Origin of the sequence: Vibrio sp. ZF 223 (assembly GCF_003050585.1) — a bacterium.
Lineage (GTDB): Bacteria > Pseudomonadota > Gammaproteobacteria > Enterobacterales > Vibrionaceae > Vibrio > Vibrio crassostreae.
The window spans coordinates 617,866-643,737 of record NZ_PIGB01000001.1 but is presented as its reverse complement, the minus strand read 5'-3'; the positions used below and the strand labels follow the sequence as shown (position 1 = coordinate 643,737).

Below are 25,872 nucleotides of genomic sequence, written 5' to 3'. Positions count from 1 at the left end.
TTTGGTTTTTAGAAAGCACAATCACAGCACTTTTTTGACGATAGTATTTATTATCCGCAACCTTACTGGCCAATAGGTTTCTATAATCTAACGATGTAAGGAGCATGTGAATGACTAATAAGGACGATCATTTATGCAGTTACTGGCAGGCACTCTGACACACTACGCTAATCCCCAAGCACGCCGTGAATTGGAATACTCAAGTGAGCAGCGTGACATTTTAAGTGTCGCGAACTCTCAACAGGCGATTAAAGATATTTCTCAATGGCCAGGTTACTCTGTGACTCCTTTGCATGAACTGAATGCTATCTCTGCTGAGATCGGCGTAAACAAGTTTTGGTACAAAGATGAATCGCAGCGTTTTGGCTTAAAGAGTTTTAAAGCTCTGGGCGGCGCTTATGCGGTGGCTCGTCAGCTTCAGATTGAAATCGCTAATCGCTATGGGAAGAATCCGACCATCAGTGAGCTGCTCAACGGTGAATGGAAATCAGAAGTTGCTGAGATCGTTGTGAGTTGTGCAACTGACGGAAACCATGGCCGTTCAGTGGCATGGGGCGCTCAGATGTTTGGTTGTGGTTGTGTGATTTATATTCACCGCGATGTGTCTGAAGGGCGCAAACAAGCGATGGAAGCGTTCGGTGCAGAAGTAGTTCGCATTACAGGTAATTACGATGAATCGGTTCGTTTGGCTGATTCTGAAGCCAAAGCGAAAAACCGCGTGATTGTGTCGGACACCTCTTATGAAGGTTACATGGAAATCCCGAAGGATGTGGCACTTGGCTACACAGTGATGTTGGCTGAAATTGTCGAGCAATTGGATGGTGAAATCCCAACACATGTCTTCGTACAAGGCGGTGTAGGTGGTTTGGCATCAGCCGTCTGTGGTTACTTCTGGGATTTGTGGGGCGCTGAGCGTCCACGTTTTGTAATCGTAGAACCTGAGCAGGCCAACTGTTTGCAGAAGAGTGCTCAAGCGGGCAAGCCCGTTGTAGTTACCGGCGATCTAGAGACACTGATGGCTGGGCTTGCCTGTGGTGAGGTTTCGAGCTTGGCATGGACGATTCTCCAAAATGGCGCCGATGATTTCATGACGCTGAGTGAAGAGGCGATCCCACAAGCGATGCGCATGTTGGCAAGTGGCGAGCAGACGGAAGCGGCGATAGAAGGGGGCGAATCTGCCGTTCCAGGGTTTGCCGCAGCGATCATCGCTAAGCAAGAGCCGAATTTCGCTGAAAAACTGGATTTAACTCAAGACAGCCGAGTGCTAGTCATTGGTACTGAAGGGGCAACTGACCCGGATCTCTACCAACAAATCATCGACAACAAAATCTAATAACGAAAAGCTCATAGTTAGCAGTTAGCAGTTGGCAATTAATAGCTAATCGCGAACAACGAATAATAAAGTAAGCCCCAAAGTTGGCGGTATGTAAGGTTTCTTCATACCGTCTTTTTTTCTCTCTTTTTGACTTCATCTCATGACATGTCTTGCTTTCTAATCGCGCTGCTCATCAATCGGAATAGCCAGCCCGACTTTGACGTTATCCATCACCACATTGGTTTGAAAGCTTTTGATATTGGCATTGTCGAAGAAGGCCTCACGAGTAAAATTATCGTACCCCTCCATATCTGCAGCCGTGACGATTAAGATAAAATCAGAGCTGCCTGTGACGTAATAGCATTGCTGCACAGAACGGTTCGAACTCATCTCTTTTTTGAAGTTATGCATCAAATCCACACGTTCACGTTCAAGTGTTACCTGAACGATAAACGTCATTCCGTGACCGACCGCTTTTGGGTTAATCACCGAGACATCAGCCTGAATTACCCCTTGTGCTCTCATGCGTTTTAAACGGCGCTGAACGGCAGCAGGAGAGAGCCCGACCTTCTCTGCAATCTTGTCTGATGTTGCTCTATTTGAGTCTTGTACGATGTTGAGGATCTTCTTGTCGAAACTGTCGACCACCAATGCAGGCTGTTGTGTCATACCCATACTTCCCAGTGTCAATTTGTAAATTATTTGTTTCTTTTTTTCCAGTGTGTGATCGAGTTAAAGGTATTTGGCTCCAACAATTAATCACAGAGGATTGAGAACAAAAAATCACTATAACGCAATAAAAATGCGGAATTCCCGCACAATAAGGTATTCGTTTAATGATAATCCTTAAAGTTGTCGGTGCATTATTAACCTTGTGAACGAAATGTAAAGTTCAAAATCACAGAGTTTGAAGTTTATATGATACATGTTGTTAACATTTGTTAAGTGTTGATATTGGCAGCTCAAGGAGTCGGAAAGTATGAAATCTGCAACCGCTACTTTACAGTTTGAATTAGAAAAATTGGCACCAGCAGGACGCGTCGGTGTGATTGCGTTAGCGACAGATTTCAATATTGAGCGTGATTTAAACACGTTGTTTCCAGACGATGTACAGTCGTTCACCAGCCGAGTTCGAAACTATAATCCTTTGACGATAGAGAACCTGCGAAAGATGGAGCCAGGAATCGCTGCTTGCGCTGATACCATCCTTCCGGGTACCGAATTGGATGTGGTGATTTACGCTTGTACTTCCGGCACCGTAGCGATTGGCAGCGAACGAATTACCCAGCTTATTCATCAATCTTGCCCAAATGCAGCAGTAACCAACCCGGTGACCGCGGCCTTAGCAGCTTTCGAAAGCTTCAAAGTTAAGTGTATCTCAGTGTTAACACCCTATACCGAAGCTGTGAATCAAGACGTCGCAGCATTTTTTGAGTCGCAAGGCATTGAGGTATTGAGCATTGCTGGCTTTGGCTTTGAAGATGACACCGCGATGACGTTCATTGACCCAATGGACATTAAAAATGCCGCACTACAAGTTTGCGATCCTGAAGCGGATCTTCTTTTTATCTCTTGCACGGCACTGCGTGCAGCATCGGTGATTGAATCCATTGAAGTGGAATTAGATAAGCCCGTTGTTAGCAGCAATCAGGTATTGGCTTGGCATTCGCTTCAGTTGATGAACTACCCCATACCCATAAAAGGTTTCGGTGCACTGCTAGAGCACCATCTTGAGCCAACCTCAGATAATCACCGAAGGTCGCAGTCGTTGTAACAACCTTCGATTAAAGCTGCTCGTTTCGTGTTTACATTCAGCAGTCAAGCTAACTCTACATTTTACGTTAATACAAAGAATGACACTTTGGGACTACTACTATGCCTTCTACTTTCTCGATCAAACCAGACCAACTGTCTTCGCAGCTTATTCAAAGCATGACGGAGTGGCGTCAACATTTACACTGTTTCCCTGAGTGTGGCTTTGACGTGAATCTGACCTCCGATTTTATCGCTGACAAGTTACACAGTTTTGGTATCGAAGTGGTGCGTAACATCGGTAAAACAGGATTAGTTGGGATACTTCGTTCAGGATCGAGTGAAGCGAGCATTGGTCTGAGAGCTGATATGGATGCGCTACATATTCACGAACAAAATAACTTCGCACACTGCTCACAACACGATGGAAAAATGCACGCTTGTGGGCACGATGGACACTCCGCAATGCTGCTCGGCGCTGCAAGCTATTTGGCCGAGAACCTAACCTTCGATGGCACTGTGTATTTCATCTTTCAACCCGATGAAGAGCACGGTTGTGGCGCGCAAGCGATGATTGATGATGGCTTATTTGAGCGATTCTCGATTGATGAAGTGTATGGAGTTCATAACTTCCCCGGTTTAGCGGAAGGTGAGTTGATGGTTCGCCCCGGATCATTAATGGCCAGTGAAAGTAGCTTTGAGATCACCATCAATGGTGTGGGTGGGCATGCTGCTCTGCCGCATCAAGGTGTTGATCCTTTAGTCGTCGGTTCGCAAGTCATTCTTGGTCTGCAAACCATAGTATCTCGCAACCTTAGTGCGATCCACGACACGGCTGTAGTCTCTGCGACCGAGTTTATTACCGATGGCACGGTTAACGTTATCCCGACCCAAGTCACCATTAAAGGTGACTGCCGCTGCTTCACTGAGTCTTCTCTCGATCGAATCAAACAAAGTATGGAGAGGATTGTGGCTGGCATTTGTCAGGCTGCGGGCGCTACTTACGATTTCGAGTTCATCAATACCTTCTACCCAACCATCAATAGTGAGCAACAAACCCAATATTCGGTTGCCGCCGCGCAGAAAGTGCTTGGCGTAGAGAACGTTAATGACGCCTGCGACCCGCTGACTATTTCGGAAGATTTCTCAAGCATGCTTCGTGTTAAACCGGGCTGTTATGTGCTGTTGGGTAATGGTACGGAATCGGTCGGTGGCTGCGCATTGCACAACCCTGAATATGACTTTAATGACGGCATCTTAAAGCTCGGTGCGAGTTACTGGGTTCAGTTGGTGAACGACCGTTTAACAAGATCAATTTAGAAACACTTATTTAGAAACAATGAATTAAAAGCAGCTCAATTAGAAGTAACAACTCAATTAGAAGCGATAAGTAGAGACACGGATTCAGCAGTGACGCATTTGGCACTGCAAGATGGCAGACTTTAAACGGAGTTTATTGTCGACACAGCCAAAACTGAAGCGCGTGAAGTGACCAAGGTCATCAACGTGTAATTAGGATAATAAAAGGAAAGACAGGATGAAACGATTAGGCGTAGCACTGCTAAGTTTGAGCATGGTTTTTGGCGTTCATGCCGAAACATGGAAGTTTGCTTCAGAAGAGGACAAAACAGACGTTCAAGACATCTATGCGCAAAAATTTGCGGAAGTGATTAAGAAGGAATCTGATGGCGACATCCGTGTCCGCATCTATTACTACGGTCAACTAGGGACAGAAAACGACATCGTAGAATTGGCTGCTAAAGGCACGATTCAATTCGTATCTGTAGGAGCGGGTCACTTAGGATCTTATGTTCCTGAAGTTCAGGCAGTGAGCTTGCCTTATGTACTGGGTACCAATGAAGAAATCACCCATAAGGTGTTAACGGAAAGCCCAACCATCTACAACAAATTGGCACCGAAGTTTGAGAGTGTAAACCTCAAGCTATTGTCGATGATGTCTGAGGGTGAAATGGTTTGGGGCGGTAATAAACCTATCCGTACTCCTGAAGATTTTGCGAACCAGAAAATCCGTACTTTCACTTCAACCATTCCTGTTGAAACCTACAAAGCGTTTGGTGCAACACCTACCCCTCTTTCTTGGGGTGAAGTGTACGGTTCACTGCAACTAAAGACCATTGATAGCATGGTTAACCCTATCTACTTCATCTACAACGCAAAGTGGCATGAGGTTCAAGACTACTTAATGTTCCCAGGTCAGCAACCTTATGTGAGTACCGTTTCGACCAACAGTAAGTGGTACAACGCTTTGTCTGAAGAGAAGCAAGCAATGGTCGACAAAGCAATCAAAGCGGCAGATCAAGCGGCTTACGACTATCAGATCCGCATCAACAAAGAGAACATGGACAAGATCTTGAAAGAGCGTCCAAACATGCAAGTGGTTGTGTTGACGGATGAAGAGCGTGAGCGCTTTAAAACGCTAAGCCAGAAGCTGCACACGACATACTACGACGTAGTGGCGAATGCTTACCCGGCGGGTCAGAAAAGCGAAGCTCGTGAGGGTGCGAAAACCATTCTCGAAGAGATCCTAGGTGAAGTGAAGGCTGCTTCAGCAACGCAATAGAAAGCGTTAGTAAGGATGATAGTTATCCGTTGATATGTGTCAGCGGATAGCTTATCCCAACCTTCTCCAAATAGTGGCAATGGACTCGTGTCACTGAACGAAGTATGGAGCACTGCCTGTTATGAAAGAACTGCTACATAAAATAAGTGTCGCGACAGAAAAGCTAGAGCGCTTTTTGATCATGACTGCCATTCTCGCGATGATGATCAACTCTACGGCCAATGCGATTGGTCGTTACGCCTTCAATAAAAGCCTATTTTTTTCGGAAGAGCTCAATCAGTTTCTGATTGTCTCTGTTACCTTCGTCGGCTTCGCTTATGCGGTGCGCCAAGGTCGAAATATTCGTATGACAGCGGTCTACGATTCATTGAGCACGAAAGCTCAGAAAATTCTCACAACCATCATTGCGTTATTAACAGCAATGCTGATGTTTTATCTCACCTACCATGCGTTCTTTTACGTTAAAGAGCTGAAAGATATCAACCGGTTAAGTCCAGCCTTACAGTTCCCTGTGTATTGGGTGTACGCGATCATTCCGATCGGATTTTTTATCGCGGGATTGCAATACAGCATGAGTTTCTTGATGAACTTACTGCATAAAGAGATTTACGTGTCATTTGACGTGATTGAAAATAGAAATACAAAAGTAGGTGAGTTCGAATGAGCGATGTTGCACAGTTTTTCTCGGACATTATTGCCGGCGAATTAGATATTTATGTCATCACATTTACTCTTGTCTCTGTGATGGTGATTTTGCTGTTTTTGAGCTTCCCTATGATTGTGCCATTAGCGGTTGGGGCGTTGATTGGCTTGATTCATTTCTCTCAGGTTGAGCCGGGAGTGCTGATTCAGCAGATGGTGACAGGTATTTCGCCGAACGCTCTAATCGCGGTGCCGATGTTCATCTTGGCTGCGGATATTATGACGCGTGGGCACACGGCGTATAACCTACTGGGTCTGATTCAAGCTTTTGTTGGACACCTGCGTGGCGGGTTACCGATTACTACGTGTATCAGCTGTACCTTGTTTGGTTCAGTTTCCGGTTCGACCCAAGCGACCGTGGTGTCGGTTGGGCAAATCATGCGTCCTAAGTTGCTGCAAGCAGGGTACAAAGATAGTTTTGTGATGGCGTTGATCATCAATGCCAGTGACATCGCGTTTCTTATTCCGCCGAGTATCGGCTTGATTCTTTACGGCACCTTAGCCAACGCCAGTGTAGGGGAGTTGTTTATTGCTGGTATTTGTCCGGGCTTAGTGCTCGCTAGCCTGTTCTCGTTATACAGCTATGCCTACAGCGTGAAACACAGCGACACCATCTCTTTGGTTGAAAAAGCCAACACTGCCGAGCGTATTGAAGCGATCAAGAAAGCGATCCTTCCTCTTGGTTTCCCTGCTTTGATTATCGGCGGTATTTACTCTGGCGTGGTCACGCCTACCGAAGCGGCTTCATTCGCAGTGCTGTATGCGATCATCGTTGAGTGCATTTTCTATCGCAAACTTGGCGTAAAAGACATCTGCGATGCGGCGTTAAATACCGGCTTGATTACCGCGGTTGTCTTTGTGCTTGTGGGTGTCGGTCAGGCGTTCTCTTGGTATATCTCGTTTGAACAAATTCCTCAGGAGTTGCTAGCTCCTCTTAATCTAGAGGACGCCTCACCTGAATACATTCTGTTTGTCATCGCACTGACTTTCTTTGTCGGCTGTATGTTTGTGGATTCGTTAGTGGTCTTGCTGATCTTGACGCCGATTTTCATGCCGATTGTTAATGCCGCAGGTATCGATCCAATCTTGGTCGGTGTGATGGTAACGCTGCAAATGGCGATTGGGTCGGCAACACCTCCATTTGGCTGTGACATCTTTACAGCCATAGCGATTTTCGAGCGACCTTACATGGAAGTGATCCGTGGGGCATTACCGTTTTTCCTTATTTTGATATTGATGTCTGCTTTGCTGATTTTCTTTCCAAGTATCGCTCTGCTACCAAGAGATGTTTTATTCAATTAATTCTAGGGTTACCTTTCTTCAATCAAGGATAGAAATATGAGTATATTGCCGTTAACACCTCCGCAGAGAGGGGTTGAATCAGCAGAGCTAGAGCAACGTACTGTCGAGTTACAACAACGTCTACGTGCTCAAAACATCGATGCTGCATTTTTTACGACCGAACCTGAATTTCGCTATTTCAGTGGCTTCAAATCGCAGTTCTGGGAAAGCCCAACTCGACCTTGGTTTTTGGTGGTGCCTGCGGTTGGTAAGCCCATAGCGGTAGTGCCAGAGATTGGTGTCGCTGGTTTCGACGATACATGGATTGACGACGTGCGCAGTTGGCCGTCACCAAGACCAGAAGACGACGGTATCTCTTTGTTAGCTTCTTCGCTATCTGAGGTCTCCAAGGGTTCTCGTAGAATCGGTTCGATGATTGGCCCTGAAACACATTTGCGTATGCCAGCCACTAATTATGCATTGTTACAGCAGAAGTTGAGCCAACACTGTGTGGTTGATGTGTCATTGATGGTTCGAGACTTGCGTAGTGTTAAGTCTCAAGCTGAGATCGATAAAGTACGCTTTGCTTGTCAAGTGACGGCGGCGGGCTTTGAATATCTTCGTCACCGTTTAGCGATAGGCATGACAGAACGACAGGCGTGTAAAGCGATGCATTTAGAGATGTTACGTTTGGGTGCCGATGCGTGTCCTTATCTTATTTCCGCGTCCGGCCAAGGTGGGTATGACAACATCATTATGGGACCAACCGACCGTGTACTCAGTGAAGGTGACGTGTTGATCATCGATACGGGGGCTAACTTTGATGGCTACTTTAGCGACTTTGACCGTAATTATGCCTTTGGTCACGCAGCACCTGACACCATTGCGGCTTACGATGCCGTTTATCAATCGACAGAAGCGGGGCTCGCGATTGCTGAGCCGGGACGCACCACTGGAGACGTGTGGCAAGCCATGTGGTCGGTGCTCGAAAAGAACGGCGCGCTTGGCAACGATGTGGGTCGTATGGGGCATGGATTAGGCATGCAGCTAACAGAGTGGCCATCACATGTACCAAATGGTGACGTGATATTAAAACCCGGCATGGTGTTAACGTTAGAGCCCGGTATGGCATTTGCGAAGAACCGCATGATGGTGCACGAGGAGAACATCGTTATTACCGAATCTGGTTGTGAAATGTTGCACCAAAGAGCCTGGCAGTCTATGCCGATTATCGGCGAATAAACCACAGTTAGTTACTTTGTTAACCCTTCTATTCATCCCAAATTAAGACCGCTATTTGAATAGCGGTTTTTACATTCAACTTTATTCTCAAAATGAGAATTTTCAACTAGATAATCATAACATTCTGTTAAATATAGTTTTATTTTTCGGCACTATACTTGCTCCATTCCTCTATACACGTTTAAGGCTAGTGAAAGAGGGAACAGAATGAGAAATTGGAATTCAGTCATATTGCCGAGTTGCTTGGTGCCATGTGTCGCGATGGCGTTGACAACCGCAGACCTTACATTTGAATCAGGCTCGGATGCTTCTAACTATTCTGCAAAAGGTAAACCCAATAGTACTTATTCGATCGCGGGGTCACTTCCTCAAGATGTTTTAACTAACGTCTATTCGATGTTGCCAGAAGGCACTACCGTGAACAGTGCCTTTATTGCACCTGAGCGTTATTCGAGTATTGATATTGATGATGAGTTGGACGGTGCAGAGTACGCCACAGCCACAATCACTTTCCTGAACGAAGGGGCGGGTTACCGCAACACCCTTGGCTACTTCGTTTTTGATACTGATAACCCTCCAGCAACTAAAGACGATATCAACGCACATGTCGTGGTGTTTCCTAATACGTCGGTTGCTGATGTTGGGGAAATGCAAGAAGGGGACTCTATTGATCTCAGTGTCCAACTTACGGCAGGTCAAACATTAGCCTTTTTTATCATCTCGAATGGTTGGGGCTGGGAAGGCTCTTATAACAACATCCCGTGGCTTGGTGGCTGGGGCACACCTTTCTACAGCTATCCATCACTTAACCCTGAGGCGTCAGCTGAAAATAGAAGACACAATGTTGCCTTTCTAGATACAGAGAATGAGTTTTTGGTACTTGGCTTTGAGGATATTTATCGTCCAACTGGAGACAACGACTTTAATGATCTGATTTTCACGGTCGAAGTGACGCCATTTACCGCCGTTGATGGGGTTAATGAAGATGGCACGACAGATTCCAAATATGAAGTGCTTGTTCAAGAGAATAATGAAGATGTGACCGTAACAACGGTTTACCCGAGCTCGAACAGCTACGCAACGATCGCATTCGAAGATAATTGGCCATTGAAAGGTGACTACGACTTCAATGACGTGGTGTGGCGCTACAAAGTGACAGAGCAGCTTAATGGTCAACGAGAACTCAAGAACTTGACCGTAGATTACACCCTTCAAGCAATGGGAGCGGGCTACTCAAATGGTTATGCTGTGAAGCTACCTAACGTTTTACCTGCTAACGTAGCGTCGACAACATTAACTCGTAACGGTGTTGCCGTCGGTCATACGATTTTGCAAGCAGGTGATAGTGAAACGATATTGATGGTCTCTGAGGATTTGAGAGTAGACCTAGAGAATCTTGGTGAACTATCGGAAAGCTGTGTTTTCTACCGAACCCAAAGTGCATGTTCTGGGGTACAAAACGCTGACGTGCTTAACTACCAACTGTACGTGGAATTTACTACAGCAGTATCACGTGATGACATAGGGTACCCACCTTATGACTCATTTATCTTTGGGGCTGATGGTACTTATCATGGTGACTTCGTCGCGACCCCTCCGGGTATGACGTGGCAAACTCACTTAAAAGAGTTTACAGGTACCAGTGATATGAATAACGCCTTGTTCAATAGTCATGATGACAGCTCTTCAGGCTCTGAGTCGTTCAAAACCAGTAATAATATGCCGTGGGTCATCAACATTCGAGACGAATGGGATCATCCTGTAGAACTGGTTGATATCAGTGATGCGTATACGTCATTCCCTACATGGGTAACCAGCAGCGGTGAGACCGATGGTGAATGGTACAAAGCATCGACCACGAACAAAGTTATATCAGCGACGGATGAGTAGGAGAGCACCATGAATAAGATAAGCAAATTAATTACCATGACATCCTTCTCACTCATAATAAGTGCTTGTGGAGGAGGTGGCGGTGGTAACACCAGTGCATCACCTGCGCAGACTCCAGCTGCGACACCAACACCGACGCCCGCTCAATTGCCTGCGTTAGTAATCCAGCCAGCAGCGATCAGTACGTCTGATATCGTGGCGCCTGTCGGTTTCTCATTTGATATTGGGGAGAAGATCAGCTTGTCGATGGATTACACGGGAACGACTTCGGGAGCGCTGCACTTGTATTCCGAGTCGGCATTTGTGATGAGTAACGGTGATGTTGTCGCTGACCCTTTATCGAGAATCACCACGGTGTACCCAACTCAAATCGATGTTGTGGAATTAGAAGTGAATGGGAACTGGGAGCAAATTTACGCTCGTTGGGTGCCGATGAGCAGCAGTGAGAAAGAGCAAAGTTGGGTGATTTCACTGGATCAGTCGAGCAATAGTTACCACTTAGCTTTTTAGTTGAACTAACCACGCTTTATTACCTCGATATTGGTGATAAAAAAATGAGAGCACCTAACTTGATAAAGGTGCTCTCGTCGTATCTGATTTTCATTCTTGCTCTCGATCAATTACGCCATCGCTTCTCCCTTCTTAACCACAAATAACGATGCCTATTCTTTGCATATCACCCATTTCGGCTCAGAAGATAAGTGGTTAAGTTTTGTTCTTATTGAGTAAAAACATTTGACCATTAACTATCACACCTCAAATCTTTAATTCCTTTCGTTAGTGCTCTAAATTATATTTAATTTATTGTTTTATAATGATTTTTGTGCTTTTGAATGCTGTATTGTTACGAGTTTGTTTTAAATAATCATTTGAACCCTAACTAAATTTCTGTCATTTTATATTTAACTGAACGTTCAATAAAAAATAAAAGGACTAAGAAATGCCGAAGGTTGGGATGCCTGACATACGTAAACCACAGCTTGTTCAAGCGACCATGACGGTGATTGATCGAGTCGGTTTGCATGCCGCGAGTATTGCGTTGATCAGCAAAGAAGCGGGAGTCTCTACCGGCATCATTAATCACTATTTTGGTGGTAAGCACGGCCTGCTCGAAGAGACCATGCGTGAAATCCTTCGCCAACTCTCCAACACCATCACGACTTCACTAAAAGCGCTTCCTGTTGATGCTCACCAACAGAGAATTAACGCAATCATCGATGGTAACTTCGAAGGTTACCAAGCAGAAAATAAGGTCGCGAAGGCGTGGTTGGCATTTTGGTCATATTCAATGCATGACGAGCAGCTGAAAAGACTGCAGCGTGTGAATGAAAAACGTTTGATTTCACACTTACGTCTTGAGTTGAAAGGTATTTTTAATCATGAACAAGCGGATCTCGTTGCTCACGGGATTGCGTCTCTGATTGATGGTTTGTGGCTGAGAGGCACACTAAACCCAGATGGTATCGATGCTCAAAAGGCGCGAGCTATCATCAATGATTATCTAGATAAACAACTTACGTTCTACTCGTGTCACAGCAAATAGATCGCAGTGGTAGCGTTAGACCTTGAGCTAGACCTAGAGCAAGAGCTAGAACGACCACTATTTACACCTAATACTCACATATAGACCAGTAGAGTCTAATAACAATAATTAAGTCAGAATCTCAAATGGAAATGAACTCGTTATACATCGATGGCGCAGCGGTTAAAGCAACCTCTGGTGAAACCTTTGATAGCATTAACCCTGCAAACGGTGAACCTATCGCGACGTTAGGCCAAGCATCTTCCGCGGATGTCGACAGCGCTATTGAATCTGCGAAGCGCGGATTTGCGGTATGGTCAGCAATGACCGCTGTGGAACGCAGCCGTATTCTTTTGAAGGCTGTGGAAATACTTAGAGCTCGAAATGATGACCTTGCAAACCTTGAGGTTGTTGATACGGGCAAGCCGCTGCAAGAAGCAATTGAAGTGGATGTGGCGTCTGGCGCTGATGTTATTGAATACTTTGCTGGCTTGGCTCCCACGCTACAAGGCGACCAACAGCCGCTGAGCGAATCTCAATTTTTCTACACACGCCGTGAACCGCTGGGCATCTGTGCTGGCATTGGCGCATGGAACTACCCAATTCAAATCGCGATGTGGAAATCAGCTCCGGCATTGGCCGCGGGTAACGCGATGATTTTCAAACCTTCAGAAGAAACGCCGCTAACGGCGCTCAAGCTTGCAGAAATCTTTACTGAAGCTGGTCTTCCTGATGGCGTGTTTAACGTGGTTCAGGGCGATTACCGTGTTGGTCAAATGCTAACGGCGCACCCAGACGTCGCGAAAGTGTCGTTCACGGGCGAAACCGGTACCGGTAAAGCGGTAATGGCAGATAGCGCTAAGACGCTGAAATCAGTCACCATGGAACTTGGCGGCAAGTCACCAATGATCGTGTTTGATGATGCGAAATTGGATGATGCGGTTTCCGCTTCGATGGTTGCTAACTTCTACACCCAAGGCGAAGTGTGCACCAACGGTACTCGTGTTTATGTACACGAAAACATCTACAACGCATTCATCGATCAACTTAAAACACGCACTGAGAAGCTGATCATTGGTAACCCAATGGACATGGAGACTCAGATCGGCGCGTTGATTTCTAAAGAACACCTGTCAAAAGTCCTTGAAGCAATTGAGCTAGCTAAGCAGTCGGGTGCAACCCTGTTGACGGGCGGCTATCAAGTGACAGACAACGGTCTCGAAAACGGCAACTTTGTTATTCCAACGGTGTTTGTGGATTGCGAAGACAACATGCCTCATGTTCAACAAGAGATCTTCGGTCCTGTAATGTCAGTGTTGAAGTTTACGGATGAAGACGATGTGATTCGCCGCGCCAACGACACCAAATACGGCCTTGCGGCTGGTGTGTTCACGCAAAACCTTTCTCGTGCGCACCGTGTTATTCATCAAATGCAGGCAGGTATTTGTTGGGTGAACACGTGGGGCGACTCACCGGCAGAAATGCCTGTTGGTGGTTACAAGCTTTCGGGGATTGGCCGTGAAAATGGACCAGAAACCCTACTTCATTATACGCAGACTAAGAGCATTCTTATTGAACTTGGCGACTACGCCAGCCCTTATGCCTAAAGCGTAACACTCAATTTTATGGGTTAGCTTAACAGAGCTAGCCCTACTGACTCATCTCAGGGAAATCAAAACATGGAACAACGCTACGATTATATTATCGTCGGCGCGGGTTCGGCCGGCTGTGTGTTAGCGGATAGGCTAACGGAAAGCGGTGAACATAGCGTTTTATTACTGGAAGCTGGTGGCACGGATAAGAGCATTTTTATCCAGATGCCAACCGCGCTTTCTTACCCAATGAATACTGAAAAGTACGCTTGGCAATTTGAAACAGAGAAAGAACCGGGTCTTGATGGACGTGAACTGCACTGCCCACGTGGCAAAGTGTTAGGCGGCAGCTCATCGATCAACGGGATGGTTTATGTTCGTGGCCACGCGTGTGATTTTGACCAATGGGAAGAAGAGGGCGCAGCGGGTTGGAACTACCAAGCATGCTTACCTTACTTCCGCCGTGCTGAATCATGGAACAAAGGCGGTGATGAATACCGTGGTGACAATGGCCCTGTCGGCACTTGTAACGGTAACGATATGGAGCTCAACCCGCTTTACCAAGCGTTCATCGATGCAGGTAAAGATGCCGGTTACCCAGAAACAAACGATTACAACGGCTACCAGCAAGAAGGATTCGGCACTATGCATATGACGGTAGACAAGGGTGTTAGAGCCTCTACCTCTAACGCTTATCTACGCCGTGCATTGAAGCGTTCAAACCTAACCTTGAAGAAGGGCATCGTGGCGCGTCGTTTCTTACTTGAAGCACAAGACTCAAATGGTCAATCGGGCTTGAAAGCGGTTGGTGTTGAGTTTGAAAAGTCAGGCAATACCCAAGTTGCGGTAGCGAACAAAGAGGTGATCTCTTCTGCGGGTTCTATTGGTTCTGTTCAACTGCTTCAGCTTTCTGGTATCGGCCCGAAAGCCGTGCTTGAAAAGGCGGGTGTTGAGCTGAAACACGAACTCAGTGGCGTCGGTGAAAACCTTCAAGATCACTTAGAAGTGTACTTCCAATATCACTGTAACGAACCCATCACGCTCAACAGCAAGCTTGGCTTGGTAAGCAAGGGCATGATTGGTGCCGAGTGGATTCTGACTCGTAAGGGCCTTGGTGCCACTAACCACTTTGAATCGTGCGCGTTCATTCGCTCTCGTAAAGGATTGAAGTGGCCAAATATTCAATATCACTTCCTACCAGCTGCGATGCGTTATGACGGCCAAGCGGCCTTTGATGGCCACGGCTTCCAAGTACACGTTGGACCTAACAAGCCAGAGAGTCGCGGTACGGTTGCGATCACCTCTGCTGATCCGCATGCCAAGCCAGAGATCATTTTCAACTACATCTCAACCGAACAAGACCGCCAAGATTGGCGCGATTGTATTCGCTTAACCCGTGAGATTTTGTCGCAACCTGCGATGGATGTTTACCGTGGTGAAGAGATTCAGCCGGGTCTAAGCATTACCTCCGATGAAGCAATCGATGAATGGGTTAAGCAGAATGTTGAAAGTGCTTATCACCCTTCTTGTGGCTGCAAAATGGGCGCTGATAACGACCCAATGGCGGTGCTTGATGAAGAGTGTCGTGTTCGCGGCATTGATAATCTGCGTGTTGTTGATTCGTCTGTATTCCCAACTATTCCAAACGGAAACTTGAACGCGCCCACCATCATGGTGGCTGAGCGTGCCTCGGATTTGATTCTGGGCAAGCCCGTTCTAAAAGAGCAAAACGTTCCGGTATGGATAGCACCGGAATGGGAAGAGACACAAAGAATCAATAAGCCAGTACGAGAAGCGTAAGCGTCTGTTATTGGGTAAAAAATAGCAAAAGTAGTAAAGAATAAAAACAACAAGTAACAAGCAAAAAATAACAAAACTAATTAGTCAAAAGTCAAAAGTCAGAAGAACTGCTCTCTATCGCGTTGATATCGAGCAGCAAAAGGAAAGATAAAAAGGAACCATTATGACGACTCTAAATATTCAGAACGTGACGACAAAAACGTTAACAGCACTAGCCATCAGCTCATTTGCATTTGGTGCTAACGCTTCAGTAGAACCACAGCAATGTGAAAACGTTCGCTTCGCTGATGTAGGCTGGACTGACATTACCGCAACAACCGCCGTTACTTCTGAACTATTAAAAGGCCTTGGTTACAAAACCAAAACCGACCTACTTTCAGTACCGGTGACTTACTCTTCAATGGCAAACGGCGACATTGATGTATTCCTAGGGAACTGGATGCCAACCATGGAAGGCGATATTGCTAAATACCGTGAAGCGGGCACCGTTGAAACTGTTCGCGCCAACCTTGAAGGTGCGAAATACACGCTAGCTGTACCTAAGTACGTGTACGACGCCGGTGTTAAAAGTTTCGCAGACCTAGCAAAACATGCCGACAAATTTAAAGACCGCATCTACGGCATCGAGCCTGGTAACGATGGTAACCGTCTAATCCAATCGATGATCGACTCTGACGCATTCGGTCTAAAAGATTTCAGCCTAGTTGAATCAAGCGAAGCCGGCATGGTGTCGCAAGTATCACGCGCAGCACGCCGTAGCCAATGGATTGTTTACCTTGGTTGGGCTCCGCACCCGATGAACAGCAATGTTGAAATGGAATATCTTTCAGGCGGTGACGACTTCTTCGGCCCTAACTACGGTGGCGCGAATGTTTACACCAACGTTCGTTCAAACTACCTGTCTGAGTGTGCAAACGTCGGTCAACTTCTACAAAACCTAGAATTCACTCTAGAGATGGAAAACCAGTTGATGGAAGAGATTCTGAACCAAAAAGTGAAGCCAGAAAAAGCGGCTCAACAATGGTTGAACAATAACCCTCAACAAGTTGAAGCTTGGTTAGACAACGTAAAAACGCATAAAGGTGAATCAGCGACTCAAGCGGTTACTGAATACCTAAAACAAGTTAAAGCTTAGTTCTACCTATCTCAACAGCTACATAAATAATAAAGGTGGGCTTACCAATTTATCGATTGGTTTGAAGTAGCCCGCCCATAATAAAAGGCAATATTGTGAATTTTATTACGGAAAACAAAATCCCTGTCGGACAATGGATGGAAGCGGGTGTTGATTGGCTAACAATCAATGCAGCAGGATTCTTTGACGCTATTTCGATTTTTCTAGAAACCGTCATTATGTTTTTAGTCGATGTATTTAAGTGGATGCCGCCTGCTCTGCCAATCGTGATTACCGCTGCGATTGCATGGTACTTACACCGTAAACTCTCGCTGGTGATCTTTGTGGTCGCGGCACTGCTGACTATTCTTAACCTCGGCTACTGGCAAGAAATGCTGGAAACCTTTGTTCTCGTCTTTGCGGCGACAACGATTTCCGTATTAATTGGCGTACCGGTTGGCATCATGGCTGCTCACCGTCCTTGGCTCTATACGATGTTGCGCCCAATTCTCGATTTAATGCAGACCGTTCCGACGTTTGTGTATTTGATTCCAACTCTGGTTCTATTTGGCTTGGGCATCGTGCCTGGCTTAATCTCGACCATTATTTTCGCGATAGCTGCTCCGATTCGTTTGACCTACTTAGGGGTAACGAAAGTCCCTGAAGAGCTGATTGAAGCGGGTAAAGCCTTTGGTGCAAGTCGCATGAAGTTACTGCTCAAAGTTGAATTACCTGCCGCTCTGCCAAGCATCATGGCCGGTGTCACCCAATGTATTATGTTGTCGCTTTCGATGGTGGTTATCGCCGCTCTTGTTGGCGCTGACGGACTTGGTAAACCTGTTGTTCGTGCATTGAACACAGTGAACATCTCACAAGGTTTTGAAGCCGGATTAGCGATTGTTTTAGTCGCAATCATCCTTGACCGCTTGTGCAAAACACCAAACCAGAAGGAAGCTTAATCATGTCTATCTCTCAGGAACAGAAGGCAATGGACGCGATTACCATCAAAAACCTTGATGTTGTGTTTGGTAACAAAGCCAATCAAGCGCTGGATCTACTCGATCAAGGTAAAACTCGCCAAGAGATCATTGATGAGACTGGCCAAGTTGTTGGCGTAGATAATGTGTCGCTGACGGTGGAAGAAGGCGAGATTTGTGTACTGATGGGTTTGTCTGGTTCTGGTAAATCATCTTTGCTTCGCGCAGTTAACGGCTTGAATGAGATCAGCCGTGGCTCATTGGCGATCAAAGATGGAGACAAGCTGGTTGATTTAGGTGAACAATGCGACGAAGCGACCTTGCGTCACCTTCGTACTCACCGCGTTTCTATGGTGTTCCAAAAGTTTGCTTTGATGCCATGGCTTAACGTATTAGACAACGTGGCATTTGGTCTTGAAATGCAGGGTGTCGCCAAAGATGTTCGTCGTGCTAAGGCGCGTGAACAATTAGAAATGGTCGGCCTAGCCGAATGGGAAACCAAATTCCCGCATGAGCTTTCTGGCGGCATGCAGCAACGTGTTGGTTTGGCACGTGCGTTTGCAATGGATACTGACATTCTATTGATGGATGAACCGTTCTCGGCGCTTGACCCATTGATTCGTGCTCAACTGCAGGATGAACTGATCACGTTGCAAAACAAACTCAACAAAACGATTCTGTTCGTGAGTCACGACCTAGATGAAGCACTGAAGATTGGTAACAACATTGCGATCATGGAGTCAGGCAAACTGATTCAACACGGTAAACCTGAAGAGATCGTTCTGACGCCGAAAACAGAATATGTGAAGGACTTCGTTGCTCACACCAATCCATTGAATGTGCTTAAAGGTCGTTCTTTGATGCAGCCTCTTGATTCGCTGACGCAAGAGAATGAAAGCTGGAAGATCTGCGATTCTAAAGACCTCTGGATTGAACAGAGTGAAGGTGCTTTATCGGTCAAAGGTGAATCTACTTTGGCGCTTGTCGAGTGGAGCGAGTCAGATGACTTAGCGGCGATCAGCGCGTCGAGTGTCGTGGTCACAAGCCCTGAAATTGGCATGCGTGATGCGATTAAGCTCAAGCAGATAAGTAACCATCCGATTTTGCTGGTTGAAGACAATCAATTGGTTGGGATCTTGGATAACAGCGAGTTCTACAACGCGCTGACAGGTAATTTTCAACTAAACAGTGCTGCTTAGTCTTTTGAACTAAAATAGTCAGATATCGAAACATTTAATAGGTAGTGGGGCCATCACAATCTCCCTACCTATTTGACTGCTCTGCTTTTTTATTTGTTAACGACTTCTGGCTTTTTGTTACCTTGTTAGCCGATATAAGAGCGAAAATCGTGACTCATTGAGCAAAAGTGTTGCCCTGCGCAAATTCAGAGGCATAGAAAAGATTGAGAATAGTATGAACATCAGTACAATGCGGAAAAATTAATGACGTAATTTATCAATTTACAGTGTAATTTGAGCGGTCCTGACTCCGATTTCATGAGAGTTCTTCGCTTCGACACTGTAAAACCACTCACAGTATATTAGTACAAAGGTCTGCATCTTGGACAAACATGACGAAATCCTAGTCGCTATTCGACAAATTATTCGCGCTATCGATTTACACTCGAAAAAGCTGAGTAAAGAGTATGGTTTGACTGGCCCTCAATTAATTCTAATGAGAGCAATCCAAGAAATGGGTAATGTGACGATCAAAGAATTGTCGAATCACACCAATGTAAGCCAAGCCACAACCACGACGATCATCGATCGCCTAGAGTTGAATGGTTACGTACAACGTATCCGTAGTGTTGCAGACCGTCGTAAAGTGCATGCGAACTTGACGGAAAAAGGCCAAGAGCTGCTAAACAATGCGCCACCGCCGCTGCAAGATAACTTCGTTAAAAAATTCCAAAACCTAGAACCGTGGGAGCAGAGCCTACTGCTTTCCTCGATGCAACGCGTATCATCAATGATGAACGCAGAAGACATCGATGCTGCCCCAGTTCTACAGCTTGAAGGCATTGCCAACGTTGCCAAGAGCTAGTCAGGAAGATTATTTAATTGTTTTAAAACAATAAATTAGAATAATATTTAGTGGTCGCTTTAAGCGGCCATTTTTGATCTTGTAGCCTCTATCCCTTTGACTATTTCAGTCCAAACTGTCTTCCAATTACTCCTTTCGATTTTAAATTCCCAAGCTTTCTGATTTTTAATTTGTTTAACGTTTATTCACTTATTTCATAAACGCTTTGACGATTCTCTGACAAAATAACACTAGACCGACCGGTTTGTTGTGTATTATTGTGTGCCTCTCCTAACCATGAGGTGATGTATGAAACATGAATTGACGGCAACACAAATGACAGCGACGTTGAAGACTATGCAGGAAGCTTTTGCAGATGATCCGATGCCCACTGTGTCGGTGAGAATAGAACAGTTGCTTGCGCTGAAATCTGCTCTGATCGATTACACAGACCGTTTGTGTGCCGCGGTAAGTGAGGACTATGGTCACCGCAGCCGACAAGATACTTTGATGGCCGACATACTTCCTTGTTTAGGAAATATCGATCACACCATCGAGTGTTTGCCACATTGGTCGACATCTTCAATTCGCCACTCCGGTCCTTTGCTTTCAACTTCTCGTGTTGAAGTGGTTTATCAGCCTAAAGGCGTAGTGGGGATCATTGCCCCGTGGAATTTCCCTATCATGTTATCCGTAGGCCCGCTCATTTCAGCCTTGGCAGCGGGCAATCGCGCCATGATCAAGATGAGTGAATTTACGCCAGAAACCAATCACGTTTTAAGACAACTATTGGATGAAGTCTTCAATGCCAACGAGGTATGTCTTGTTGAGGGCGAGGTTGAAATTGCCGCGGCATTTTCGGCGTTGCCGTTTGATCACCTTCTGTTTACGGGTTCAACCCAAGTGGGTCGCCAAGTGATGAAGTCAGCGGCTGATACGCTAACTCCTGTCACGCTTGAGCTGGGTGGAAAGTCGCCGGTTATCGTGGCTGAAGATATGCCAGTCGATCTTGCTGTTGAGCGAATCATTTATGGTAAGAGCCTAAATAACGGTCAAGTGTGTGTTACTCCAGATTACGTGCTACTCCCTGAAGAGAAGCTTGAAGCCTTCATTCTTGAGTATAAAAAACAGTACCAATTATTGTTTGATGAAGGGATCTACTCTGAGAGTTTAACCTCGCTCATTAACCCTCGCCAATGTGATCGTATTGTTGGTTTATTGAATGAAGAGCAGGAAGCTGGGACACGAATCGTTGCTTGCCATGACGAAGCGATGGACCTAGATACTCATCGATTGGTGACACATTTGATCGTTGAACCAAGCCTGTCATCCAAAGTGATGAACGAAGAAATTTTCGGCCCATTATTACCCTTGATTACGTATCGCAATATCAAAGAGGTGTTCCAAGTCATCAATAGCAAACCACGGCCTTTAGCGCTGTATCTGATGAGCTTTGATTTGAGTTTACAGTCCCAGGTTAAGCATCAAGTTCATTCCGGTGGAATGTGTATCAATGACTGTGTTTTCCATTTAGCGGTTGATGATGCGCCGTTTGGTGGCATTGGTGAATCAGGGCAGGGCAATTATCACGGTAAAGAAGGTTTTCTCACTTTCTCCCATGCCAAAACAGTTTTGGAAACGGGCTTAGATCATCGAGTTAAGCAGCTGTTTGCAAAAGAAGACAACGAATTAAAAACAGCAGTGATGAGCATGCTTGGTAAGTAAATCATTTCTGTCATTACGCTATTCATTATTAAGAAGTTATTTTTAGAGGTTATTTTATGTTGGAACGCTTTTTTGAACGAACCATGAAATCGTATTTGATGATTACTGGATTCTTAACCGCCACTGCTTTTTCCACTTTCTTGGCACCGGATTGGAGCATGCAGACCCTGTTTTCTTACAACGATACGATGATGGAAAATAAGGAGTATCTGTTGGGTACTTATCAGCACTGGGGCGTGATGGTTGGCTGTATTGGTGTGTTGCTGATGTTCTCGGCCAAGTACAAATCGCTGCGTACTTCGACAATGATTTACAGTGCATTTGAGAAGTCGATGTTTGTTGGCATCTTCTTATACAATGTCTGTATCAACGATTATGAGTGGTTTTATGGTTGGAGTGGCGTGTTTGCGCTCGATGCGTTTGTGACCGTCTACTCTTTGGTTTATCTGTATTACTATCTCAACCGAGACAAAACAAAGGTACCCGCTCATTTGCGTTAACCTCTGTCGTTTAGCTCGTTGATTCTAACATTCCTAAGCCCGCATTTGCGGGCTTTTTTCGTTTCCGACAAATGATCCTCAACGATCTTAATTGACATATCTTTGACATTAGCACTCTAGACCGACCGGTTTGTATTGGTTATTGTTTAGTCATCAAACATAAACGAGGTAAACACCATGACTACCAATAACTTTAACTTTCAACTGAAAACCATTGTTCATGCTCAAGAGAACGGCATCGAAAACATCCCTTCTTTGTTTGCTCGCCTAGGTGCAAAACGAGTTGTGTTTTTTTCTGACAAAGGTTTGGAGTCTTTGGGCTTTGTTGAACAATTCTCAGCGTTGTTTGTAAACCAAAAGGTGACCCAACTAGGCAATGAACAAGCGGCTCAGCTGGTTGGTGTGTACACCGATATTGCGCCAGACGCGACTTGCGACAACATCAACGCTGCAATTGAGTTTGCAAATAGCGTCAATGCTGATGCAATTTTGTCTGTTGGTGGTGGCAGTGTGATTGATGCTTCCAAAGGTGTGAAATACGCATTTCATAAGCAGATAGATGACATTCGCACCGTGATTGCGGGTGGCGGTCATATGGATGTGTGGCCAAATAATGAAGATATTCGAGTACCACACATTGCGGTTCCGACAACGGCGGGCACTGGCGCGGAAGCTTCTCCGATTGCTGTTTTTTACAACGAACATGAAAATATTAAGGCAAGCCTTGTTGCATCTGGATTGGAAGCTGATATCGCGATTCTTGATCCAACGATTACCACTAAGCTGCCTGCTCACCTGACTCGTTCTACCGCGATGGATGCGCTAACGCACGCGGTTGAAGCGATTGTCTCGCCAATGAGTAATGCATTCACCGATGCTTATGGAATTCAAGCTGCAAAACTGATTGTTGAAAACTTACCCTTGGCACTTAAAGAGCCAGAAAACCTAACAGCACGCGGCAACCTTCTTCAAGCTAGTACTATGGCGATCTCTGCTTTCTATTCGTCTTTGGGTGGCATTCCGATTCATAACTGTGCTCATGCCTTTGGTGCGATTAGCCATATCCCGCATGGTGATGCCAACACGGTACTGATGCCGGTTGTGATTGAGGCGCTGCCGGAATTCTATATGCCGAATGCGGCGAAGTTAGCTCAAGCTTTCTCGGTCGACACTACGGGAACCGATGAGATGGTTTACCAGAGAGTGTTGGATTTCTTAAATAATTTCCAAACCAGTGTCGGTGCGATGAAGCGTTTCAGCAGCTGGGACTTTGATGAGCAAGAGAAGAACAACATTGCTGAAGCGATTGAAAAAGACATCTGTTTTCAGTTCTACCCAATCTCGAAACAGACGATTGAAACCATCATTGAGAAAGCGATTTAAGTCTCTGCCTTAATCGACTGAATTTTATGACCATTTAGTTCAGCCCCTGATTCACTCACAACTATTACTCGAGAGCCAATTATGAAAATTGAAAACGTATTGCTATCAAGCTTGTGCATCATCGCGCCATTCCTACTTTTCACCTAACGCATTCAACAGGGACGTTGTGACCTTTATTCCCCGAGGAGGAAATAAATGATCAATAAACGTTTAACTACCGTGATTCTGACTGGTGTTTTGGCCGCACTGTTTTTTGCCAAAGCAAGCGTTGGAAGCGAAAGCTCTAAGAACGTAGGCACCATGGATCAATCGCAGCAGCATCAAGATGTCGCGCAATTATTGGATGAGGCTTATCAAGGGCAATTGGATGCTCAGATCTCTGTCGCTTACTTATATCTGAGCGGAGATGGCGTAGAACAGAATGATGAAAAAGCCGCGGAGTGGTTCGTCACCGCAGCCAATAACGGTAGCCCTGAAGCTCAAACACAGCTTGGATTGATGTATATCTCTGGAAGTGGCGTTCAAGCCAGCCAAGCGGAGGGAGTCACTTGGATCGGCATGGCAGCAGCTCAAGAGTATGATCCCGCGCTCGACTTATTACATTGGATGTCGCAAGCCGCGCACTAATTCAAATCCTAATCAAAGTTAATTACAGAAAAAGTTAATCACAAAAAATTAATCACAGAAATTGGAGAACGTCTTATGCAGACATTCAAGAAATCTTTAGTGTTCACTGCAATGGCCGCGGCAAGCAGTGCTGCTCTTGCGGCTGAATCAGAAAAGCCGAATATTGTTGTTATTGTTGGCGATGATGTGGGCTTTGCCGATACACAGCCTTATGGCTCAGAAGCGGATACACCAAACCTAATGGCGTTGGCTGAAGAGGGGGTTAAGTTTACTAACTTTCACGCGTCACCAACTTCATCGGTAACGCGCTCTATGATGTTAACCGGAGCAAACAGTCACGAGGTTGGGCTAGGCACCTTCGACTATGCCGTCTATCCGGGCGCGATTGGTAAGCCGGGTTATGAAGGTTACCTCACCAAGAAAGGCGTCACGGTCGCAACGCTGCTCGAAGAGAGTGGCTATAACACTTACCTGTCTGGTAAATGGCATTTGGGACACGAGGATGGCTTCCTACCTGACGATCGAGGTTTTGGAGAGAGCTACGGTATCTTAGCGGGCGGTTCGAATCACTTTAACCGAGATATGATGTTCCCTGCCAAAAATGCCGCGACAGCGGATGCGCTGCAAAAAGGGGATATCCCCGGCGTTGAAGTTGAGCCAACTTACCGCAACGGTCAGGTGGTTGAGGATAAGTATAAAGGCGAGTACTCAGATCAAGTTTACACTAATGAGCTGATCAAGATGATCGACAGCAAAAAAGACGACGGCAAGCCTTTCTTTGCTTATTTGCCTTTCACAGCAATTCATCTCCCACTGCAAGCTCCTGAATCCAGTTATCAAGACAAGATTGATTACTATGTTGAACATGGCTGGGATTCGATTCGAGAGGATCGTTTTGAACGTATGAAAGAGATGGGGGTGATTCCAAAAGATGCTGATATTTCAGGCCGTAATGCATTGAGCCGCCCTTGGGATTCGCTCTCTGAGAAAGAGCAGAAGTGGTATGGCAAGAAAATGGCTGTTGCGATGGGAATGATGGAGATGCAAGACCAACAAGTTGGGCAGGTCGTCGACTACTTGAAAGAAATTGGTGAGTATGACAACACTTACATTATGTATCTCGCCGATAACGGTCCAGAAGCTACTGATATTACCGGTGAAAATATTAGTGATCTGATACGAACCTGGACCGCTCATCACTTTGATAATTCGACTGAAAACTTAGGCAAGGCGAACTCCAGTGTGTCACTTGGTCCTGAGTGGGCAAGCGCTTCAACCGGCGGCCTATCTTGGTACAAAGCTTATACAGCAGAGGGAGGTATTCGTGTGCCGTTTATCGTTAAGCCAGCCAAAGCGCTTCTAGAAGGTGAAGATGCGTTGCAACCGGGAACTCAGACTGACGACTTATCCCAAGTGAAAGACATTGCAGCCACGATTCTTGAGATCGCAGAGGTAGAGCATCCAGGAACGGAATATCAAGGTCGAGAAGTAGCACCAATGAGTGGCGTGAGCTTGTTGCCTTACTTTAAGGGTGAAACGGCAGAGGTGCACAGTGCCGATAATGCGATTCCATTTGAATTGTTTGGCAGTGGAATTCTGCTCAAAGGCGATTATAAGATCATCCGAATCTCTACCGGTATGGGGGGGGACAGTGAGTGGCACTTATACAACACCAAGAAAGACCCTGCTGAGCAACATGACTTGAGAAATGAAATGCCAGATCTGTTCCTTGAAATGGTCGCTGAATATCAAGAGTACGAAAAAGTGCAAAACATCGTTCCGGTTGACGAAGCGTGGAACCCGTTTGAAAACGTAAAATAGAGGAAATGAACCACTCGGCCAACCTA

The 25,872-nt window shown here is 45.7% G+C and carries 22 protein-coding genes; 21 read left to right on the top strand and 1 reads right to left on the bottom strand.

The window, feature by feature from the left end; genetic code table 11:
• The first annotated feature begins 133 nt into the window (after nt 1-133).
• Nucleotides 134-1,333 carry a diaminopropionate ammonia-lyase gene (locus CWO13_RS02740; RefSeq protein ID WP_108019718.1) on the top strand — a complete coding sequence of 400 codons (1,200 nt, stop codon included), beginning with the start codon at nt 134-136 and terminating at the stop codon, nt 1,331-1,333.
• Nucleotides 1,334-1,492: 159 nt separating this feature from the next.
• Here the strand turns inward: CWO13_RS02740 and CWO13_RS02735 are convergent, their stop codons facing one another.
• Complete coding sequence (locus CWO13_RS02735) at nt 1,493-1,984, bottom strand: Lrp/AsnC family transcriptional regulator (protein WP_102432486.1); 492 nt, start codon at nt 1,982-1,984, stop codon at nt 1,493-1,495.
• Nucleotides 1,985-2,294: 310 nt separating this feature from the next.
• Between CWO13_RS02735 and CWO13_RS02730 the strand changes: the two genes are divergently transcribed.
• The 20 genes from CWO13_RS02730 (at nt 2,295) to CWO13_RS02635 (ending at nt 25,846) form a co-directional block, all read left to right on the top strand.
• Nucleotides 2,295-3,089: a maleate cis-trans isomerase family protein gene (locus CWO13_RS02730; protein ID WP_060980762.1), complete on the top strand. Its 795-nt coding sequence runs from the start codon at nt 2,295-2,297 to the stop codon at nt 3,087-3,089.
• Between the two features lie 101 nt (nt 3,090-3,190).
• A complete protein-coding gene (locus CWO13_RS02725) occupies nt 3,191-4,387 on the top strand; it encodes a M20 aminoacylase family protein (RefSeq protein WP_102432480.1) in 1,197 nt (398 codons plus the stop codon).
• A gap of 217 nt (nt 4,388-4,604) precedes the next feature.
• Nucleotides 4,605-5,648, top strand: a complete 1,044-nt coding sequence (locus CWO13_RS02720) for a TRAP transporter substrate-binding protein (RefSeq protein ID WP_102432479.1) — start codon at nt 4,605-4,607, stop codon at nt 5,646-5,648.
• 121 nt (nt 5,649-5,769) lie between these two features.
• A complete protein-coding gene (locus tag CWO13_RS02715; protein WP_102432478.1) occupies nt 5,770-6,312 on the top strand; it encodes a TRAP transporter small permease in 543 nt (180 codons plus the stop codon).
• A complete protein-coding gene (locus CWO13_RS02710) occupies nt 6,309-7,652 on the top strand; it encodes a TRAP transporter large permease (protein WP_102432477.1) in 1,344 nt (447 codons plus the stop codon). Before CWO13_RS02715 ends, CWO13_RS02710 begins: the two co-directional genes overlap by 4 nt.
• Before the next feature lie 36 nt (nt 7,653-7,688).
• Entirely contained in the window at nt 7,689-8,873 is a 1,185-nt protein-coding gene (locus CWO13_RS02705; RefSeq protein ID WP_102432476.1) for a M24 family metallopeptidase, read from the top strand.
• A 207-nt stretch (nt 8,874-9,080) separates the two neighbouring features.
• Nucleotides 9,081-10,763 (top strand): LruC domain-containing protein, encoded by a 1,683-nt coding sequence (locus tag CWO13_RS02700; RefSeq protein ID WP_102432475.1) that lies wholly within the window; start codon nt 9,081-9,083, stop codon nt 10,761-10,763.
• Between the two features lie 9 nt (nt 10,764-10,772).
• Nucleotides 10,773-11,273, top strand: a complete 501-nt coding sequence (locus tag CWO13_RS02695) for a hypothetical protein (protein WP_108082497.1) — start codon at nt 10,773-10,775, stop codon at nt 11,271-11,273.
• A 430-nt stretch (nt 11,274-11,703) separates the two neighbouring features.
• Nucleotides 11,704-12,306 (top strand): transcriptional regulator BetI, encoded by a 603-nt coding sequence (gene betI / locus CWO13_RS02690; protein WP_108082496.1) that lies wholly within the window; start codon nt 11,704-11,706, stop codon nt 12,304-12,306.
• A gap of 125 nt (nt 12,307-12,431) precedes the next feature.
• Nucleotides 12,432-13,892, top strand: coding sequence for a betaine-aldehyde dehydrogenase (betB, locus tag CWO13_RS02685; RefSeq protein ID WP_048660470.1), 1,461 nt, complete (start codon nt 12,432-12,434; stop codon nt 13,890-13,892).
• 72 nt (nt 13,893-13,964) lie between these two features.
• A complete protein-coding gene (gene betA, locus CWO13_RS02680) occupies nt 13,965-15,677 on the top strand; it encodes a choline dehydrogenase (protein WP_102432471.1) in 1,713 nt (570 codons plus the stop codon).
• A gap of 163 nt (nt 15,678-15,840) precedes the next feature.
• Entirely contained in the window at nt 15,841-16,812 is a 972-nt protein-coding gene (locus tag CWO13_RS02675; protein WP_102432470.1) for a choline ABC transporter substrate-binding protein, read from the top strand.
• Between the two features lie 95 nt (nt 16,813-16,907).
• A complete protein-coding gene (gene choW / locus CWO13_RS02670; RefSeq protein WP_102432469.1) occupies nt 16,908-17,750 on the top strand; it encodes a choline ABC transporter permease subunit in 843 nt (280 codons plus the stop codon).
• Nucleotides 17,751-17,752: 2 nt separating this feature from the next.
• On the top strand, nt 17,753-18,967 hold the full coding sequence (gene choV / locus CWO13_RS02665; protein ID WP_102432468.1) for a choline ABC transporter ATP-binding protein: 1,215 nt from the start codon (nt 17,753-17,755) through the stop codon (nt 18,965-18,967).
• Between the two features lie 361 nt (nt 18,968-19,328).
• Nucleotides 19,329-19,811, top strand: a complete 483-nt coding sequence (locus CWO13_RS02660; protein WP_017632044.1) for a MarR family winged helix-turn-helix transcriptional regulator — start codon at nt 19,329-19,331, stop codon at nt 19,809-19,811.
• 288 nt (nt 19,812-20,099) lie between these two features.
• Entirely contained in the window at nt 20,100-21,515 is a 1,416-nt protein-coding gene (locus CWO13_RS02655; RefSeq protein WP_108082495.1) for a coniferyl aldehyde dehydrogenase, read from the top strand.
• 56 nt (nt 21,516-21,571) lie between these two features.
• Nucleotides 21,572-22,015, top strand: coding sequence for a hypothetical protein (locus CWO13_RS02650; protein WP_048664473.1), 444 nt, complete (start codon nt 21,572-21,574; stop codon nt 22,013-22,015).
• A 177-nt stretch (nt 22,016-22,192) separates the two neighbouring features.
• Nucleotides 22,193-23,398, top strand: a complete 1,206-nt coding sequence (locus tag CWO13_RS02645) for an iron-containing alcohol dehydrogenase (RefSeq protein ID WP_107899367.1) — start codon at nt 22,193-22,195, stop codon at nt 23,396-23,398.
• A 195-nt stretch (nt 23,399-23,593) separates the two neighbouring features.
• The gene (locus CWO13_RS02640) at nt 23,594-24,025 is read left to right on the top strand and encodes a tetratricopeptide repeat protein (RefSeq protein ID WP_102432465.1); all 432 of its coding nucleotides are present in this window, start codon (nt 23,594-23,596) and stop codon (nt 24,023-24,025) included.
• A gap of 75 nt (nt 24,026-24,100) precedes the next feature.
• Nucleotides 24,101-25,846, top strand: a complete 1,746-nt coding sequence (locus tag CWO13_RS02635) for an arylsulfatase (protein ID WP_102432464.1) — start codon at nt 24,101-24,103, stop codon at nt 25,844-25,846.
• The last annotated feature ends 26 nt before the right edge of the window (nt 25,847-25,872 follow it).

Excerpts from the sequence above, each read along its gene's own strand:
- CWO13_RS02645 (WP_107899367.1), top strand. The coding sequence starts at position 22,193 with ATGACTACCAATAACTTTAACTTTCAACTGAAAACCATTGTTCATGCT.
- CWO13_RS02655 (WP_108082495.1), top strand. The coding sequence starts at position 20,100 with ATGAAACATGAATTGACGGCAACACAAATGACAGCGACGTTGAAGACT.
- CWO13_RS02635 (WP_102432464.1), top strand. The coding sequence starts at position 24,101 with ATGCAGACATTCAAGAAATCTTTAGTGTTCACTGCAATGGCCGCGGCA.
- CWO13_RS02675 (WP_102432470.1), top strand. The coding sequence starts at position 15,841 with ATGACGACTCTAAATATTCAGAACGTGACGACAAAAACGTTAACAGCA.
- CWO13_RS02710 (WP_102432477.1), top strand. The coding sequence starts at position 6,309 with ATGAGCGATGTTGCACAGTTTTTCTCGGACATTATTGCCGGCGAATTA.
- CWO13_RS02700 (WP_102432475.1), top strand. The coding sequence starts at position 9,081 with ATGAGAAATTGGAATTCAGTCATATTGCCGAGTTGCTTGGTGCCATGT.
- CWO13_RS02720 (WP_102432479.1), top strand. The coding sequence starts at position 4,605 with ATGAAACGATTAGGCGTAGCACTGCTAAGTTTGAGCATGGTTTTTGGC.
- betA (WP_102432471.1), top strand. The coding sequence starts at position 13,965 with ATGGAACAACGCTACGATTATATTATCGTCGGCGCGGGTTCGGCCGGC.
- CWO13_RS02705 (WP_102432476.1), top strand. The coding sequence starts at position 7,689 with ATGAGTATATTGCCGTTAACACCTCCGCAGAGAGGGGTTGAATCAGCA.
- betI (WP_108082496.1), top strand. The coding sequence starts at position 11,704 with ATGCCGAAGGTTGGGATGCCTGACATACGTAAACCACAGCTTGTTCAA.
- CWO13_RS02650 (WP_048664473.1), top strand. The coding sequence starts at position 21,572 with ATGTTGGAACGCTTTTTTGAACGAACCATGAAATCGTATTTGATGATT.
- CWO13_RS02740 (WP_108019718.1), top strand. The coding sequence starts at position 134 with ATGCAGTTACTGGCAGGCACTCTGACACACTACGCTAATCCCCAAGCA.
- CWO13_RS02715 (WP_102432478.1), top strand. The coding sequence starts at position 5,770 with ATGAAAGAACTGCTACATAAAATAAGTGTCGCGACAGAAAAGCTAGAG.
- betB (WP_048660470.1), top strand. The coding sequence starts at position 12,432 with ATGGAAATGAACTCGTTATACATCGATGGCGCAGCGGTTAAAGCAACC.
- CWO13_RS02725 (WP_102432480.1), top strand. The coding sequence starts at position 3,191 with ATGCCTTCTACTTTCTCGATCAAACCAGACCAACTGTCTTCGCAGCTT.
- choV (WP_102432468.1), top strand. The coding sequence starts at position 17,753 with ATGTCTATCTCTCAGGAACAGAAGGCAATGGACGCGATTACCATCAAA.
- CWO13_RS02730 (WP_060980762.1), top strand. The coding sequence starts at position 2,295 with ATGAAATCTGCAACCGCTACTTTACAGTTTGAATTAGAAAAATTGGCA.
- CWO13_RS02640 (WP_102432465.1), top strand. The coding sequence starts at position 23,594 with ATGATCAATAAACGTTTAACTACCGTGATTCTGACTGGTGTTTTGGCC.
- CWO13_RS02735 (WP_102432486.1), bottom strand. The coding sequence starts at position 1,984 with ATGACACAACAGCCTGCATTGGTGGTCGACAGTTTCGACAAGAAGATC.
- CWO13_RS02695 (WP_108082497.1), top strand. The coding sequence starts at position 10,773 with ATGAATAAGATAAGCAAATTAATTACCATGACATCCTTCTCACTCATA.